Annotated in this window: 17 protein-coding genes; 9 read left to right on the top strand and 8 right to left on the bottom strand. The window is 65.5% G+C overall.

Features of this window, described 5'->3' with window-relative positions:
* The 3 genes from ACRDTL_RS09130 to ACRDTL_RS09120 all read right to left on the bottom strand — a co-directional run.
* Positions 1-275, bottom strand: a 275-nt coding sequence (locus tag ACRDTL_RS09130) for a hypothetical protein (protein ID WP_431506389.1), incomplete at its 3' end; no start/stop codon positions are given.
* A 99-nt stretch (positions 276-374) separates the two neighbouring features.
* A complete protein-coding gene (locus tag ACRDTL_RS09125) occupies positions 375-1,067 on the bottom strand; it encodes an Rv0518 family GDSL lipase (RefSeq protein ID WP_431506388.1) in 693 nt (230 codons plus the stop codon).
* A gap of 13 nt (positions 1,068-1,080) precedes the next feature.
* Entirely contained in the window at positions 1,081-2,271 is a 1,191-nt protein-coding gene (locus ACRDTL_RS09120; protein ID WP_431506387.1) for an acyltransferase family protein, read from the bottom strand.
* 217 nt (positions 2,272-2,488) lie between these two features.
* On the opposite strand from ACRDTL_RS09120, the gene ACRDTL_RS09115 reads away from it, so the two are divergent.
* Together ACRDTL_RS09115 and katG are read left to right on the top strand one after the other, a co-directional pair.
* Positions 2,489-2,938 (top strand): Fur family transcriptional regulator, encoded by a 450-nt coding sequence (locus ACRDTL_RS09115; RefSeq protein WP_431506386.1) that lies wholly within the window; start codon positions 2,489-2,491, stop codon positions 2,936-2,938.
* 28 nt (positions 2,939-2,966) lie between these two features.
* Complete coding sequence (gene katG, locus ACRDTL_RS09110) at positions 2,967-5,144, top strand: catalase/peroxidase HPI (protein ID WP_431506385.1); 2,178 nt, start codon at positions 2,967-2,969, stop codon at positions 5,142-5,144.
* On the opposite strand, the gene ACRDTL_RS09105 is transcribed toward katG, so the two are convergent.
* The 3 genes from ACRDTL_RS09105 to ACRDTL_RS09095 are packed head-to-tail and all read right to left on the bottom strand — an operon-like array spanning position 5,145 to position 8,068.
* A complete protein-coding gene (locus ACRDTL_RS09105; RefSeq protein ID WP_431506384.1) occupies positions 5,145-5,858 on the bottom strand; it encodes a hypothetical protein in 714 nt (237 codons plus the stop codon).
* A 19-nt stretch (positions 5,859-5,877) separates the two neighbouring features.
* Positions 5,878-7,320 (bottom strand): class I adenylate-forming enzyme family protein, encoded by a 1,443-nt coding sequence (locus ACRDTL_RS09100; RefSeq protein ID WP_431506383.1) that lies wholly within the window; start codon positions 7,318-7,320, stop codon positions 5,878-5,880.
* 7 nt (positions 7,321-7,327) lie between these two features.
* Positions 7,328-8,068, bottom strand: a complete 741-nt coding sequence (locus ACRDTL_RS09095; protein ID WP_431506382.1) for a hypothetical protein — start codon at positions 8,066-8,068, stop codon at positions 7,328-7,330.
* Between the two features lie 134 nt (positions 8,069-8,202).
* Here ACRDTL_RS09095 and ACRDTL_RS09090 point away from each other — a divergent pair, with 134 nt between their 5' ends.
* The 5 genes from ACRDTL_RS09090 to ACRDTL_RS09070 all read left to right on the top strand — a co-directional run bounded on the left by ACRDTL_RS09090 (position 8,203) and on the right by ACRDTL_RS09070 (position 11,057).
* Complete coding sequence (locus tag ACRDTL_RS09090) at positions 8,203-8,685, top strand: carboxymuconolactone decarboxylase family protein (RefSeq protein WP_431506381.1); 483 nt, start codon at positions 8,203-8,205, stop codon at positions 8,683-8,685.
* Between the two features lie 7 nt (positions 8,686-8,692).
* Positions 8,693-9,322 carry a nitroreductase family protein gene (locus tag ACRDTL_RS09085; protein ID WP_431506380.1) on the top strand — a complete coding sequence of 210 codons (630 nt, stop codon included), beginning with the start codon at positions 8,693-8,695 and terminating at the stop codon, positions 9,320-9,322.
* Positions 9,322-9,816, top strand: coding sequence for an SRPBCC family protein (locus ACRDTL_RS09080; protein ID WP_431506379.1), 495 nt, complete (start codon positions 9,322-9,324; stop codon positions 9,814-9,816). The genes ACRDTL_RS09085 and ACRDTL_RS09080 overlap by 1 nt, the downstream gene beginning before the upstream one ends.
* A gap of 208 nt (positions 9,817-10,024) precedes the next feature.
* Entirely contained in the window at positions 10,025-10,483 is a 459-nt protein-coding gene (locus tag ACRDTL_RS09075) for an STAS domain-containing protein (protein WP_431506378.1), read from the top strand.
* 49 nt (positions 10,484-10,532) lie between these two features.
* Complete coding sequence (locus ACRDTL_RS09070; protein ID WP_431506377.1) at positions 10,533-11,057, top strand: hypothetical protein; 525 nt, start codon at positions 10,533-10,535, stop codon at positions 11,055-11,057.
* Positions 11,058-11,092: 35 nt separating this feature from the next.
* Here ACRDTL_RS09070 and ACRDTL_RS09065 read toward each other — a convergent pair whose 3' ends face one another.
* Positions 11,093-12,328: an esterase/lipase family protein gene (locus ACRDTL_RS09065; RefSeq protein ID WP_431506376.1), complete on the bottom strand. Its 1,236-nt coding sequence runs from the start codon at positions 12,326-12,328 to the stop codon at positions 11,093-11,095.
* A 79-nt stretch (positions 12,329-12,407) separates the two neighbouring features.
* Here ACRDTL_RS09065 and ACRDTL_RS09060 point away from each other — a divergent pair, with 79 nt between their 5' ends.
* Together ACRDTL_RS09060 and ACRDTL_RS09055 are read left to right on the top strand one after the other, a co-directional pair.
* The gene (locus tag ACRDTL_RS09060) at positions 12,408-13,625 is read left to right on the top strand and encodes an acyl-CoA dehydrogenase family protein (RefSeq protein ID WP_431506375.1); all 1,218 of its coding nucleotides are present in this window, start codon (positions 12,408-12,410) and stop codon (positions 13,623-13,625) included.
* Between the two features lie 25 nt (positions 13,626-13,650).
* Positions 13,651-14,433 (top strand): enoyl-CoA hydratase/isomerase family protein, encoded by a 783-nt coding sequence (locus ACRDTL_RS09055; protein ID WP_431506374.1) that lies wholly within the window; start codon positions 13,651-13,653, stop codon positions 14,431-14,433.
* On the opposite strand, the gene lnt is transcribed toward ACRDTL_RS09055, so the two are convergent.
* Positions 14,375-15,552, bottom strand: a 1,178-nt coding sequence (gene lnt / locus ACRDTL_RS09050; protein ID WP_431506373.1) for an apolipoprotein N-acyltransferase, incomplete at its 5' end; no start/stop codon positions are given. The genes ACRDTL_RS09055 and lnt overlap by 59 nt on opposite strands.

The following is a 15,552-nucleotide window of genomic DNA, read 5'->3' as shown; positions in this document are numbered from 1 at the left end:
CCGCCGCCGGTGGGACCGCCGGGGATTTGGCCGCCGCCGCCGCCCGGACCGCCACCGCCGATCGGGCCGCCGCCGCCATTAGGTCCACCCGGACCCGGCGCCGGCGCCGGGGGTGGCTCGGGCGCCGGGCTCACACTCGTAGTTGTGGTCGTCGTCGTCGTAGTGGTCGTGGTGGTTGTCGGCCCACCTTTTTCGCCGCCGCCACATCCGACTGCCAACGAAAGCATGGCCGCACCGCCGAACAGCGCGAATGCAATTCTCGGCTGGGTTTTCATCAGACCCTCACTCCCGTCTGTAACTCGCTCTGTTATTTCAAGGGCGCTTGTTTGTACCCGCGACGCGTAAGTGCAAAACTCGGCTGGCCCATACGTTACTCAGGTCCGCCGGGGTAACTGCCCGCGAATCAACGGCACGATTTTGTCGGCCATATAGGCATGCCCCGCGTCATTGGGATGAATACCGTCGGCACCGATCAAGTCGGTTGTGCCGACGAACCATTGTTCGGCCATCGGATCAACGAATGTCGCTCCCACCGCCCGCGCCTGGCTTGCCACGACGTCGCGAGCCTGTAGCAGGGCGTCGGGTGGGTCGGCGGTCGGCCACGGCGGCCCGATCACCAGGAGTCTTGCCGACGGTGCGACACGGTGCGCCAGATCGAACGCGTCATGGGCCGCTTGGGCCAGTTGCTCCGGGTCGACGCCTTGATCGTTGCGGGATCCAAAGAACACCACCAGCACGTCGTTGGGGTGGACCGCCCGGGCAGTCAGATCCTTGAACATGCTGCCGTGGTCGCCGGTTACGCCGTAACCGGCTCTGCCCTCAGCTGCCACATCCGGCACGACCTGCACTCCCTGATGATTAAGGGTCGTCCAGGCGCGAGCGGTCCATGTGTTCGTTCCCTCGCCGCCCTCATCGGTCCCGGTGGTATACGAGTCACCAATCACCGCAACATGATTCACCGGGGAACCCGCGCTCAGTATCGCGTAGGGTCGCGCCGCAGCCGGGTGTTGGCCGATCATCCCGAACACGACGACCAGTGAGATGACAAACGTGGCGAGACGACCCACTGCTACCCGATCCTTACCCCGCGCGCGCGGACATCGCCTTACGCTCTTCGCGGGCACCACCGATGGGCGCAAGCTTAACTTTCAACGGGTCGGCGCGTAGGTCGATGCGCGACTTGGTGTTCGGATCGGCAACGTCGGCCATCCGGCGCATCCACCGGCGAGCGGGCTCCTCCACGAAGTGGAACAACACGGTGGCGATACCCGCAGCGATCGCAAGCAGGCCGATGATGGTCAACTTTCCGCCGAAGCCTTGCAGCGCAGTGAGCTGGAACTGCTCAGCGGCCCATATCCAGGCGGTGTGCACCAGCTCGTGGATCATGTACAGACAAAACGAGATTTGCCCCCCGAACACCATCACCCGGGTGGATAACGCCCTGGGCAGGGTGCCGATGCCCATCGCCAGCGTCATCACCATCGGCACGAACAGCACGTCGACCAGGCCGTCGCTGTCTATCACACCAGGCACGGGATGCGCGTCGAGCAGGTATAACAGCCCCACGATGACGGCGATCAGAAACAGCGAAAGGTAACCCGCGCCACGTCGCGCCCGATCGGTCGGGCGCAATCTGATGACTGCGGCGGCAACGAGTGCTCCCGCGATGAATTGCATGACGATTCGCGGCAGCCAACTCCACGGTGTGTAGAACTGACCGCTGGCCAACAACAACAGCACCGGCGGTAGCGAGGCGGCGAACGCCAGCCAAATCAGGTTTCGTGCTCTGGTGGCATGGGCCATCCGGAAGATCACCAGCACCAGCACGCCGAATAGTAGGTAGGCCAGCCACTCCGCACTGATCGACCAGGCCGGTCCATTCCAACTCGATCCGTCGAAGTACGGCTGGAACCACAGCTGCACCAGCAGGAGCTGGCGTACGTAACTGACCGCGGTCAACTGGACGACGTCCTCGGACGGCACATGACCTATGTGCAGCGTGAAGATCACCCACGCAGCGGCGAGGTGCAACGTGACCAGGTAGACCGGCCACACCCTGGCCAGCCGCAGCCACAGGAAGTGCAGGGTGGCACGGGTTGACCAGGACCAGCCCATTCGCTCGAGGTAGTTCCAGGTCAACACGAAGCCACTGAGGATGAAGAACAGGTCGACGCCCTGCGCACCGCAGTTGAGTATCGGGGCAAGCGCGTCGCTGAAATCGGGTGCGGCCTCGGCCAGCAGCGGGCGGAAGTGGAACAGCACAACCCACATCGCGGCGATGATGCGAAGACCGGTGAGGGCTTTAATCTCTCCGCTGCGCACAACACTCTTTCCGGGAAGCCACTGCTGTTTCGTTCGCGCCACTGCGTCGGGTCGCCAACTACACGAGGCAGCGTTCGGAGGGTACCAGTGCGACCGCCGGACGCCCGTCCGCGACACCTTCGCGCGAAGTATTGACCGATTCAAGAAAAGGGGCCATATTTCTTGCGTGTCCCTCGGCCCGGATTACCCGGAGCAACTGCGTAGCGCCGATCTGCGTGTGACTCGCCCCAGGCTCGCGGTTTTGGCGGCGGTCCAGATGCGTCCGCACGCCGACACCGACACGATCTTCGATGCGGTGCGTGCGGACCTGTCCAAGGTTTCCCGCCAAGCCGTCTACGACGTGCTGCATGCGCTGACAGCCGCGGGCCTGATCCGCCGTATCCAGCCGCCGGGCTCCGTCGCCCGCTACGAGGCGCGGGTCGGTGACAACCATCACCACATCGTTTGCCGGTCCTGCGGGATCATCGCCGACGTCGACTGTGCCGTCGGCGAGGCGCCCTGTTTGACCCCGTCTGACGACGGCGGGTACCTGGAAGGCTTCGTTCTCGACGAGGCCGAGGTCATCTACTGGGGTTTGTGCCCCGACTGCTCGACTTCACAAACGACCAGCCCGTAATTCACCTACCCCCGAAAGGACGGATTCGATGTCCGAAAGCGAAGCCCCAGCAATTCCCTCCCCGACTCCCACGGAGCATCCGCCGAGGTCGAACCGGGACTGGTGGCCCGACCAGCTGGACCTGCAAGTCCTGCACCAGAACTCGCCGCTGGCCAATCCGATGGGCGCGGACTTCAACTACGCAGAAGAGTTCAAGACCCTTGATGTCGAGGCGCTCAAGCAGGACCTCATCAAGCTGATGACGACCTCACAAGACTGGTGGCCGGCCGACTACGGTCATTACGGGGGGCTCTTCGTCCGGATGGCCTGGCACGCCGCCGGCACCTACCGCATCGAGGACGGCCGGGGCGGCGGCGGCAAGGGCGCCCAGCGCTTTGCGCCGCTGAACAGCTGGCCCGACAACGTGGTCCTCGACAAGGCGCGCCGGTTGCTGTGGCCGGTCAAGCAGAAATACGGCCGCAAGATCTCCTGGGCCGACCTGATCATCTTCGCGGGCAACTGCGCCTATGAGGCCATGGGCTTTCAGACGTTTGGCTTCGGCTTCGGGCGAGAAGACATCTGGGAGCCGGACGAGGTCTTCTGGGGGGGCGAGGACACCTGGCTGGGTGATGAGCGCTCCAACGACGACCGGGACCTCGCCTGTCCGTTCGGGGCCACCCAGATGGGTCTGATCTATGTGAATCCCGAGGGACCCAACGGCAACCCGGATCCGCTCAAGGCGGCCCTCGATATTCGGGTGACGTTCGGCCGTATGGCGATGAACGACGTCGAGACCGCCGCGCTGATCGCCGGTGGCCACACGGTCGGCAAGACGCACGGCGCGGGCAGAGCCGACCTCGTCGGCCCGGAGCCCGAGGCCGCCCCGCTGGAAGACCAGGGCCTGGGCTGGAAGAGCTCGTTCGGCACCGGCAAGGGCGGGGACGCGATGGGCAGCGGCCTCGAGGTGGTGTGGGGGCCCACCCCTACCAAGTGGGACAACAGCTACGTGGAGACCCTGTACGGCTACGAATGGGAGCTGACCAAGAGTCCCGCCGGTGCCTGGCAATGGACCGCCAAGGACGCCGAGCCGGTTATCCCCGATCCCTTCGACTCTTCGGTAAAGCGGCTCCCGACGATGCTGACGACGGACCTGTCGCTGCGGATGGATCCGATCTACGGGCCGATTACCCGACGGTGGCTGGACCACCCCGAGGAGTTCGAGCGGGACTTCGCCAAGGCGTGGTACAAGCTGCTGCACCGTGATATGGGACCTGTCATCCGCTACCTGGGCCCGTGGGTTCCCGAGGCGCAGCTGTGGCAGGACCCGGTGCCCGACGTCGACCATGAGCTGATCGACGACAAGGACATCGCTGCCCTCAAGAGCAAGCTGCTCGGGTCGGGCCTGTCCATCCCGCAGCTGGTCTCCACCGCGTGGGCGTCGGCGGCCAGCTTCCGCGGCACCGACAAACGCGGCGGGGCTAACGGGGCACGGATTCGCCTTGCACCGCAAAGGGATTGGGAATCCAATAGCCCCGCCGAACTGGCGAAGGTGCTGCAGACCCTCGAAAAGGTGCAGCAGGACTTCAACGCCGCACAATCCGGCGCGAAGAAGGTCTCGCTGGCTGACGTGATCGTCCTGGGTGGATGTGCGGCCGTCGAGCAAGCGGCGAAGAACGCCGGGCACGACATCACCGTCCCGTTCGCGCCGGGCCGCACCGATGCCTCGCAGGAGCAGACCGACGTGGAATCCTTCGCGGTGCTCGAACCGAAGGCCGACGGGTTCCGCAACTTCCTGCCGACCGGAGAAAAGCAACCGCCCGAGCACCTACTGGTCGCCCGGGCGAGCCTGTTGACGCTGACCGCTCCAGAGATGACGGTTCTCATCGGCGGCATGCGGGCGTTGAATGCCAACTTCGGGCAAGCGCAACACGGCGTCTTCACCGACCGGCCCGAGACGCTGACCAACGACTTCTTCGTCACCCTGTGCGACATGGGCAACGAGTGGAGGGCATCCGAGTCGTCGGAGAACGTCTACGAGGTGCGTGATCGCGCTACCGGCAAGGCGAAGTGGACCGCTACGGCCGTCGATCTGGTGTTCGGCTCTAACTCGCAGTTGCGGGCACTCGCAGAGGTCTACGCGTGCGACGACGCGAAGCCAAAGTTTGTGCAGGACTTCGTCTCCGCGTGGAACAAGGTGATGAACCTCGACCGGTTCGATCTCGCCTGATCAGTACAGGGGCGACCACGAGGAGCTCCGCAGCAGCCGGCTTTCCCACTGATCGCGGTATTTCAACGCCTCGAACATATAGCTGCCTGGTGCTCGGCGCTCGGGCGGAAGGTCGGTGGTCAGCAGATGAACGAGCGCCGCATACTCGTTGGACGGGTCGATCTTCTGCCACAGCATCGCTTCTCGCCGTGTGGCGCTGCCGTGCGCCACCTGGAAACAGGCCTGGATGTCAAGCAGCCGCATCCCTGGCGGCGCCTTGGAAACCAGCCGATAGTAGAGCTCGTCCCACGAGCGGATGTAGTCGTCCAGCGGGGCGTAGGGCCAGCCGGTGTCCTCCATGAACAGACTCAGCGGATGCGTCGCGCCATCGGTGGGCACGGTCGCCAGATCGACCGACTGCAGCGGCGACCACTCGACCGGCATCAGAATCTTGCCTGTCACCTCGTGGCGCAGGTGGTCCAGCTCCTGCATGCACGATTTCAGATCCCCGCTTTGTGCGCGGCTTGCGAGACGCTCCCACGCCGCGCCGTCGGTGATCCCGGTGATGGTGACGACGTTGTAGGACACCCCGGAGCCGTGAGCATGGTTGGTGTACCACAGCAGTCGAGCGGTGTCTTCTTTCGCCAACGTAGGCATCCAGCCCTCGCGGTACGCCGCCTCGAACTCGTCCTCGCGCGCGCCGACCACGTTGTGGGTCTCGTGGAGGAACAGCACGGCCTCTCCTCTCGCTGACTTAGGCCCGGTCCGTAATCAGTACGGCCAGCTGACTGCGATCGACCTTGCCGGTGTCGGAATACGGGATGTGGTCGACGATCAGCAGCCGTTCGGGAAGTTTGAAGTAGGCGATCTGTTCGCGACAGTGCGATCGCAGCTCATCGAGCGTCACGGGCCAGCTGGCCACCACAGCAGCCCCCACCCGCTGACCCATCTCCTCGTCGGTGATGCCTGCGACGGCCACGTCGTTGACCGCCGGATGGGTACGCATGGCTTCTTCGACCTCGATCGGCCCAAACTTCTCTCCCCCGCGGTTGATGGTGTCGGTCAGCCGGCCGCTTGGGTAGATGTAGCCAGCGGAATCTTGGCGGGCGAGGTCGCCGGTATGCAACCAGCCTGCGGTGACGTTCTGGCTGCAGTTGACCCACAGCTCGCCGACGGCTCCCGGCTCGACATCGGTTCCCGTGTCGGGATCTACCACCCGGACTTCAACCCCCGGTAGCGGCCGGCCCACGGAACCCACGCGGTTGGGATTGCGATGATCATCGGGCAGCAGGGTCGTGTAGGCCCCGAGGGTCTCGGTTTGACCGAATACATTGGCAAACGCCACCTGCGGGAGGGCGGCCGTCGCGCGACGCACCAGCGCGACGGGCGCAGCGGCTGCCCCGTATGCAATCGCGTCGAGCGACGTCAGGTCTGTGTCGCCGAAATCGGGATGATCGAGGATCCGCTGGAGCATCGTCGGCACCAGGAACGCACTGCTCACCCGATGCGATTGGACCAGCCGCAACCACTCTCCGGCGGCGAACCGATCCTGCACGACCGAGGTGTTGCCCGCATACAGGCTGCCGAGCATGCCCAGGGCGCTGCCGACATGGAAGAATGGAACGCACATCATGCTGACCGTTGGCGTCGCGTCGGCTCGAAATGGTGTGGTAAAGCCCGTAATTCGCGTGCTCAGCTGTCGGTGGCTAATGCCGATCGCCTTCGGCAGCCCCGTCGTGCCGCTGGTGAACAAGACCAAACCGTCGCGGTCGTCGACTTGTTCAGCGACCGGCGGTGCTGAAATCCGACCCCGGCTCAATAGGTCGGTGGCGGTCAACGCTTTGCCTGCACCCGCTGCACGGAGCCGGGCCGCGTAGGCCTCCCCTGCAACCGCAACGTCGGCGCACCCCGCGTTCGCCAAGAGCACCCGCAGCTCCGGCGGGGCCAGCGCGGGGCTCATCAGCGCCGCCGCGGCACCGATGCAGGCCGCGCCCAGCACCGTCGCGATCGACAGCAGGCTTCCGTGGTCGACGACGGCGACGCGTCGACCGGCCACCCCGTGGGCGGCCAGGCCAGTGGCGCACCGCTCGACGGCCGCCGCCAACTCCCGGTAGCTGATGGTGCGGTTGTCGATGATCAGCGCGGCGCGGACGGGATCGCCGGCCGCGGCGGCGTCGAGAATCGTGCCGATGTTCATGCGCCGCTCAGTACAGGGGTGACCACGAGGACGTCCGCAGCAGTCGGCTTTCCCACTGATCGCGTAGCTCCAACGCGCCGTGCATCCAGGTCCCCGGGGCGCGATGCTCGGGTGGAATCTCGGTTCGAAGCAGGTTGAGCAGCGCCTCGGGCTGGTGGATACGCTGCATCAATGCGATCTCGCGGCGCAGGTGGCTGCCGAGGGCGGGCTGGAAGGCAGCCTGGATGGTCAGGAATGGCGTAGGCCTGTCGAGGCTTTTGACGTATTGTTCGCCGCAGCGGTCGATGTATTCGTTGAGCGTGTCCTGGTAGGGCCACATGGTGTCTTCCATGTAGAGGGTCAGCTCGTGCTCTCGCCCGTGGACAGGTAGCTCGTCGAATGGCACGTCTTGAAGTGGCGACCACGGCAGTGGCATCAACAGTTTGGCCTCCACGTCGTAACGAAGCTCGTCGAGGTCACGCATCCACTGCCGGAGGTCGCCCTTTTGCACTCGCAGGGCTAGGCGCTCCCACGCCGTGCCATCACGAACCCCGGTAATGGTGACGACCGTGTAGGCGGGGCCGCTGCCGTGAGCGTGGTTGGTGTACCACAGCAGCCGAGCATCGTCGCCGTCGCCGAGCATCGGCATCCAGCCGTCGCGGAATGCCGCCTCGAAGTCATCTTCGGCGCGCCCGCGCACCTTGTGCACCTCGTGCATGAACAGCATGCCGAGACCTCCCAGCGCCGGCATCGCCCGGTGGACGCCCACGCTCAACGCACACTATTCGCCGACGTCCTGTGGTGTCCACGGCCGTTGTGCGGACGGTGCACGGACCTGGACAGCGGCGCCGGGAATCTGGTTTGCTCACGAGATCATCGGTTTTTACTCCGCAGGAGTCGCTGATGGCCCGAGTCAACGTGCCGGATGGCCCCGGCGGTGAGGCCGCGATGATCTGGACGCTGCGACCGCCGCTCGGCGGCATGGTTGAGCGGATGATTCGCGGCGCCTACCAGCAGAGCGTCCTCCCGGCCGAGGAGCGCGAGCTGGCCAGAATGCGCATCGCGCAGATCAACGACTGCGCCGCGTGTTCGGGATTCCGGGCGCCATCGGTGCTCGCCGCCAGGGTCGCACCGGAGCTCTACGACAACGTCGCAGACTATGCCACCTACCGCGGCTACACGTCACGGCAACGCCTGGCGATCGAGTATGCGGAGCGGTTCGTCACTGATCACGCCTCGATCGACGACGCTTTCTTCGGGCGGATGCGGCGGTTCTTCAACGATGAGGAGCTCCTCGACCTCACGCTCTGCGTTGCGGTGTTTCTTGGTCTCGGCCGTGCATTGACCGTGCTCGGCGTTGATCAATCCTGTGCAATCGACATCTGAGCGACGAGTGGACGTCACGTCGGTCGACGAATTACTCACCACCACGCGGGCGGTGCGCAAACGCCTAGACCTGACGCGGCCGGTCGGTCGTGACGTGATCCTCGAATGCGTGCGGCTCGCGATGCAGGCGCCTACCGCGAGCAACGCGCAGGACTGGTGCTGGCTGGTGATCACCGACGCTGCGAAACGTGCGGCGATCGCCGATATCTACCGCAGCATCGGCGCCGACTATCTCGCTCGAGCCGCCGAGACCACGCCCGATCCGCAGACTCGGCGGGTGTATCGCAGCGCCTTCGGCCTAACCGAAACACTGGCCAAGGTTCCCGTGCACGTCATCCCCTGTTTGCAACGTCGGATAGATGAAAGTGACCGGCTGGCCGCCGCGTCAGCTTGGGCATCGATCATTCCCGCCGGCTGGAGCTTCCTGCTTGCCCTTCGGTCCCGCGGCTTGGGATCAGTATGGACCACAATGCATTTGGCCAAGGAACGCGAAGTAGCCGAGCTGCTTGGAATTCCTGCCACGGTGACACAGGCCGCACTGTTCCCGGTGGCGTACACGATTGGCACCGATTTCGAGCCGGCCGCCCGGCCCCCTGCGGAAACGATCACCTTCTGGAACGATTGGGGAGAACGCTGATGCGGTCCTACACGGTGCGATTCCTTGTCGAGGCGCCCGCAAGCAAGGTGTGGCGGGTGCTGCATCCGCCGGCGTCGCCAGACTCGCCGCAACCCCGAATCATAGAGTGGCCCGCCGGCCGCATGGAGATCTTGACCGAAGGCGACGAAGCGGGCCAGGGCCTGGTCCGCACGTGTGTCTTCGAAGTGCCAAAGTATCTGCTGTCGGGCGGCAAGGGTCGGTCCTGGGAGACCGTGACCGAAGCGAAGCTGAATAGATTGTCGCGCTACGTCGCGGTCGGCAAGCCACTGTGGTCACACGCCGAGGGCTACCACGAACTCGAAGAAAAGCCCGACGGCACCACGGTACTCACGTTCCACGAGACCTATCACGCCTACAACCCGCTGCTGCGTTTCCTGCTGGAACGCCGAGTGCATGCCAAGATCTGTCGCGACAACCTTGCCACCTACGAGCGCGCGCTCAGCTATGCGGGCTCAGTACGGCGATTGACTTAAGTGCGCCCGTTTGGTCCGGTCAGTGAGCTTGGCCTCGCTCCAGCTCGCCTGAGCCCGGGCGCGTCGTAACAGCGGGTGAAACTTGGTTCTTAGCAAAGTATTAGAGCTTGCTCCCGGTGACCTTAGAGTAGCCGATTAACGTCGTGACCAGGTTGAGGTCTGTCATTACCGGCGTACTCAGCAACGTGATTGAGAAGTGGGGGCAGCAATGGCGAATTCGGTTGACACGACAGCTTCATCCTCAAGGCCCCGCTACGGCAATCCGACGTTCGACTGCGGTGGCGCGCAGGTCAGGGCGCAATCTCGCCCCCTGGCGACCGTGGTGACGATCACCGGCGCCATCGACGCGATGAACGTCGAGGGGATAACCGAGTACAGCAGGCATTTCGTTCTGCCCGACCAGCCGATTGTCCTGGACTTGAGCGGGGTGGAACGTCTGGCTGTGCAGGGCGCCCGCTTCCTGTACCGGATTGATGACGCCTGCCGCGCCGCAGACGTCGGATGGGCACTGGTTGCAAGTCCGGTGGTGACCCGGGCGCTGCGCACCTCCGACGACGAGTCCGCGTTTCCTCTCGTCGACTCGGTACATCAGGCGCTGCGCTGCTTCGCCGACGTGATCACAGCGCGCCGCCGGATGCTGTTGCCGCTGTTCACCAAGACGGCGTAGCCGCTCATTCCGGGAGCGCATCCTGGCACGAGTCCGTATGCTGCTGTACATGAAGACCAAGCGAACGGCGATTACCGCGACACTCGTTGTCGCGGGTTGGGCTGTGGTCTGCGGTGTTGCCAGCGCTGATCCACCCCCACCCCCGCCTTCGCCCGCGCCCGGGACGGGGCCCGCGCCGGGACCCCCACCCGCTGCCGTGCCTGCGCCCGCGCATCCGCCCAGGGCCGCGGGCGCACCTGCGGGTCAGCCCAAGACGACCATCGACCAGGCCGGCACGTATGCCGTAGGAACCGACATCGTGCCGGGAATCTACAGTTCGGCGGGGCCGGTCGGCCACGGGACGTGCTACTGGAAGCGGCTGGGCCACAGCGGGGGCAACGACATCATCGACAACGCGATGACCAAAAAGCCTCAGGTGGTGCAGATCGAGGCGAGTGACAAGGCGTTCAAGACCGACGGTTGCCAGCCATGGCAAAAGACCGACAATGCAACTCCAGACCCTGGCCAGTCGCCAGACCAAGCCAAATTGCAGTTGGGCTTCCTGGACCTCCTGAACGGGCTTGCCGGCCACTGAACTAAACCGCGGGCTAGGCCAGGGCTAGGCCAGGGCTAGGCCAAGGTCCCGCCCGTATCCGCTGCTATCCAATCGCGCAACTTCGCATAGATCAGCGGATGGTTCAGCAAGTCGAAGTGGTTTAACCCGGTCAACGTGAGCCCATGCTGTTGCTCGAATGGAATCGAACGCGGCTTGCCCTGGCCCGACGCGCTTCTCGAACGTACGAGATGATCCCCGACGATTGCTCCGACCGCCGGCGATCCGGCGGTGGCGGTCACCGAATGATAGGTGGCGCCAGGCAAGAACGGCACCTCGTGACAGCGGTCGCGCAGGAACTCATCCGGATCGGCCTCGCGCCAGTCCTCGTCGATGCAGGCGCCGAAGCGCAGATCTTTGACTCCCGAGCTGCGGGTGTTCAAAAGGCCGGCGATAGCGCGAGTTTCCGGTAGCAGGGCCAGTGCCCACGCCGCGACATTGACGCCCTTCTCCAGGTCGGCTCCCAGATGCGGGGAGCCGAGGCAGACAACATGGGTCACGGTCTCGGTCCACCGATGATGTTGCTGCGCGCCGTAATGACACGCGCTGCGCACCACCAGTCCGCCCATCGAGTGGCCCACCAACACGAGCTCGTCGACCCGGACCGGCCAGTGCGCCTGCAGGTGGTCCAGCAGGTCCGCCAGCGCTCGGCCGTTTGCAGACACATGCAGCCCGGTGTTGTAGCGCAGAAAAACCGGGGTGAACCCGGCATCCTCGCGCAGCCGCTCCCCGTACGTGCGGGCGTCCTCGCCCTCGGCCGGCCGGCGGCGCCATGACTGTTCGGTAAGGCACCAGCCGTGCAGGAAAACCGCAACGCGCCCGGTCGCGGCCGGAAACGCTGACCCCAACGCCTCGGCTGTGGGCGGCACCGACGTGCCGCAATGCCGGATGTGTAGATTGCCGGCCAGCTTGTTGTCTTGCGCGTCCAATTGATCGCCGTACAAGCCGTTGACCGCGGCGATGGCTTCGGCCACCCCGATGCGGGATTCGAGTGCTTCGGCGCCGTCGTCACCCCAGAGCTCAGCAGCCACCGCACCCGCCGCGCGGGCCGCGCCCCGAATACCGCGCTGTACGCCGCCGTAGACGGCGCCTGCCACGCCATCGTGGACGGTCCGGGTCGGCTCCGCCGACGGACCGATCGAGGTGAATACCCGGCCGGCGATGCCGGCGTGCATGCCCTGCACAAGCGCCGTCACCACCGACGATGCTTCTCCGGCCAGCTGGCCGACGGCACGGATGTCGCTGCGTTGCATGCCGCACTCCTCCCGGTTTTGAGGTTCAGTATACAAGCGTTTACTGTATGCATCGGCCTACACTCAACAAGGAGCGCTGATGGACACTATGTTCTCGCTGGAGTTGCCCGAGGAAGTGGCGCACGTCCGGGACTGGGTGCACGAGTTCGCCGAGTCTGTCATCCGGCCTGCGGCGGCCGAGTGGGACGAGCGGGAGGAAACGCCGTGGCCGATCATCCAGGAGGCCGCCAAGGTCGGGCTGTACACGCCTGACCTGTTTGCCCAGATGGCGGGCGAGCCCAGCGGGCTGGGCCTGCTGACGGTATTCGAGGAAACGTTCTGGGGTGACGCCGGAATAGCGTTGTCCATCCTGGCCACCGGACTTGCGGCGGCGGCATTGGCCGCTAACGGGACACCGCAGCAACTGGCCGAATGGCTGCCACAGATGTTCGGCACGCCGGACGACCCCAAACTCGCCGCGTTCTGTTCGTCGGAGCCCGACGCAGGCTCGGACGTCGGAGCGGTCCGTACCCGGGCAAAGTACGACGAGGCCGCCGACGAGTGGGTCCTCAACGGCACCAAGACGTGGGCCACCAACGGCGGTATCGCCAACGTGCACGTGGTGGTGGCTTCGGTGGAACGCGAGTTGGGCACCCGCGGGCAGGCGACCTTCATCGTGCCGCCCGGGACCGCGGGCCTATCCCAGGGACAGAAGTTCAAAAAGCACGGCATTCGGGCATCGCACACCGCCGAGGTGGTACTTGACGATGTTCGCATCCCCGGCGAGCTGATCCTCGGCGGCAGAGAACGTTTCGAGAAGCGGCTCGCGAAAGTCCGGGAGGGCGGCCGCACCTCCAGCCAGGCGGCGATGATGACGTTTGAACGCACCCGACCCGTCGTCGGCGCAATGGCGTTGGGAATCGCGCGTGCGGCCTACGAATACGCGCTGGAATACGCGTGCAAGCGCAAGCAGTTCGGCCGAAAGATCGCCGAATTCCAGGCGATTGCATTCAAGCTGGCCGATATGAAAAGCCGCATCGACGCGTCCCGGATGCTGGTGTGGCGCGCCGGCTGGATGCAACGAAACGACAAGCCGTTCAGCTCGGCGGAGGGCTCGATGGCCAAGCTGTTCGCCAGCGAAACCGCGGTCTATGTCACCGATGAAGCAATCCAGATCCTCGGCGGCAACGGCTATACCCGGGACTATCCCGTGGAGCGGATGCATCGAGACGCCAAGATCTTCACGATCTTCGAAGGCACCAGCGAGATTCAGCGACTGGTGATCGGTCGTGCGTTGACCGGCCTGACGATCCGCTGACAGGCGCGCCTGCCACCATTGGGCGGTGAGCATCGACTACCGGCGCGACGGCCACATCGTCACGATCACCATCAACCGGCCCGGGACACGCAACTCGCTGGACATGGCGCACTTCCGCGACCTCGCCCATGCGTGGGCCGCGTTTCGGGACGATCCGGCTGCCTGGGTCGCGGTGGTCACCGGTGTCGGCCGGGACTTCTGCACCGGAGCAGACCTCAAGACATTCATCCCGGAGCTGACCGGTGAGCTGCCGCGACCGGAAGGGTGGGACGCCGACGACGCCATCCACGCCGTCTTGCATCGGTTCCCGGTGTATAAGCCGATTGTGGCCGCCGTGAACGGTACCTGCGTCGCGGGCGGGTTCGAGATGTTGGGCTGCACCGACATTCGCGTCGCCGTGCCCGAAGCGCGGTTCGCCGTGATGGAGCCCAAGCGCGGTGTGTTCGCCGGCGGCGGGAGCACGGTTCGGCTGCCGCGCCAGATGTCCTACCCGCTTGCGATGGAGCTGCTGCTGACCGCCGACATGGTAGACGCCGAACGTGCTTTGGCCATGGGCTTGATCAACCGCGTTGTCGCAGCCGGCCAGTTGATGGACGCCGCCTATGACTACGCCGAGCGCATCGCGGCCAACGCGCCATTGGCGGTCTGGGCAACCAAGCAGTCGGCCGTCGAGGGGCTGGCACTGGACCTGCAGTCTGCCTACGAGAACGAAACTCGGCACAGCGACCGGATTTTCGCGACCGAAGACGCTAAAGAGGGCCCGCGCGCCTTCGCCGAGAAACGACCGCCACGATGGCAGGCACGCTGAGGGCGCACACGACGATCGAAAACGCGCACGCCAAAACCCAATCCCCCAGCCGTTGATAGACGGTGGTGACCGACCCGAGCGGAACACGCACAACGGCGGCACCGCGATAGCTCGATGGCAGCCAGACGAGCTGTCGACCGCGCGCGTCGAATGCGGCGCTGTTGCCGGAGAGACCGGTGTGCACAGCCGGGTGGCCGACCTCGACGGCGTGCACCGCGGCTTGGCTGGCCAACTGTGGCTGCGCCCAACTGCCCTGGAATGTCGACGTGGAACTCTGGTAGACGAGCAACTGGGCGCCGAGTTGCACCTCGCGGCGGGGCAGGTCGGAGAACAGCGCTTCGAAGCTGATCAGCGGCCCCACGGTGAGCGAGCCGGCGTGCAGCACCACGGGTCCACTCCCCCGTCCGCGGTCCTCGGCTGCGGCTTTGGTGTGACGGGCGACCCGGCCGAGCAGCGGACGCAGCGGCACGTACTCGCCGAACGGCACGAGTCGCACCTTCCGGTACTCGCCGAGCTGTCCGTTGGGTCCGACGAGCACCGACGACTTGTAGATTCCCCCGGCCGGTGTGGGGGCGTCGACGTTGACGAGCAGGTCCGCATCGACACGCCTGGACAGGTCCATCAGCTCCGTCATGACGGTCGGATGGCTGGCGAGATCGACTCCCACGCTGCTCTCGCCCCAGACCGCCAATTCCAGGTGTTGCCCGGTTAACGTCGTGGTCACCGCTTGCCCGGCTTGATACCGGGCCGTCGCATCGTCGATGTCGCCGGGTTGCACCAGCGCCACCCGCACCGTCGAACCGGCCGGTGGTGTCGGCCCCAGCGCAAACCAGGCCGGGCCCACCGCAGCACAGCCGACTGCGACCGACAGTGCGAGCACCCGACCGCGCACGCCGGGATGCAGGATCACACCGGTGATCGCGGTGTTGGCGGCAACCAGCAGGAAACTCGTCAGCCATACTCCGCCGAGTGAGGCGGAGGCCAGGGCGGCGGGCTGGTTCCACTGCGAGGCGCCCAGCAATGCCCACGGGCCACCCAGCGGAGGCCAGGCCCGGGCCGCCTCGGCGAGCACCCACGCGCTCGGCAACACGACGACGGCGGCCAGCATCCGGCGGGTGG

Source organism: Mycobacterium sp., assembly GCF_050700595.1.
In the GTDB taxonomy this organism is placed as follows: Bacteria; Actinomycetota; Actinomycetes; order Mycobacteriales; family Mycobacteriaceae; genus Mycobacterium.
Note: the sequence above shows the minus strand (reverse complement) of the source record. Positions and strands in the feature narration are given on the sequence as shown.

What these genes read in the sequence shown, in the direction of transcription:
- ACRDTL_RS09065 (WP_431506376.1), bottom strand. Translation starts at nt 12,328, where the DNA reads ATGCAACGCAGCGACATCCGTGCCGTCGGCCAGCTGGCCGGAGAAGCA.
- ACRDTL_RS09075 (WP_431506378.1), top strand. Translation starts at nt 10,025, where the DNA reads ATGGCGAATTCGGTTGACACGACAGCTTCATCCTCAAGGCCCCGCTAC.
- katG (WP_431506385.1), top strand. Translation starts at nt 2,967, where the DNA reads ATGTCCGAAAGCGAAGCCCCAGCAATTCCCTCCCCGACTCCCACGGAG.
- ACRDTL_RS09070 (WP_431506377.1), top strand. Translation starts at nt 10,533, where the DNA reads ATGAAGACCAAGCGAACGGCGATTACCGCGACACTCGTTGTCGCGGGT.
- ACRDTL_RS09060 (WP_431506375.1), top strand. Translation starts at nt 12,408, where the DNA reads ATGGACACTATGTTCTCGCTGGAGTTGCCCGAGGAAGTGGCGCACGTC.
- ACRDTL_RS09100 (WP_431506383.1), bottom strand. Translation starts at nt 7,320, where the DNA reads ATGAACATCGGCACGATTCTCGACGCCGCCGCGGCCGGCGATCCCGTC.
- ACRDTL_RS09120 (WP_431506387.1), bottom strand. Translation starts at nt 2,271, where the DNA reads ATGTGGGTTGTGCTGTTCCACTTCCGCCCGCTGCTGGCCGAGGCCGCA.
- ACRDTL_RS09080 (WP_431506379.1), top strand. Translation starts at nt 9,322, where the DNA reads ATGCGGTCCTACACGGTGCGATTCCTTGTCGAGGCGCCCGCAAGCAAG.
- ACRDTL_RS09090 (WP_431506381.1), top strand. Translation starts at nt 8,203, where the DNA reads ATGGCCCGAGTCAACGTGCCGGATGGCCCCGGCGGTGAGGCCGCGATG.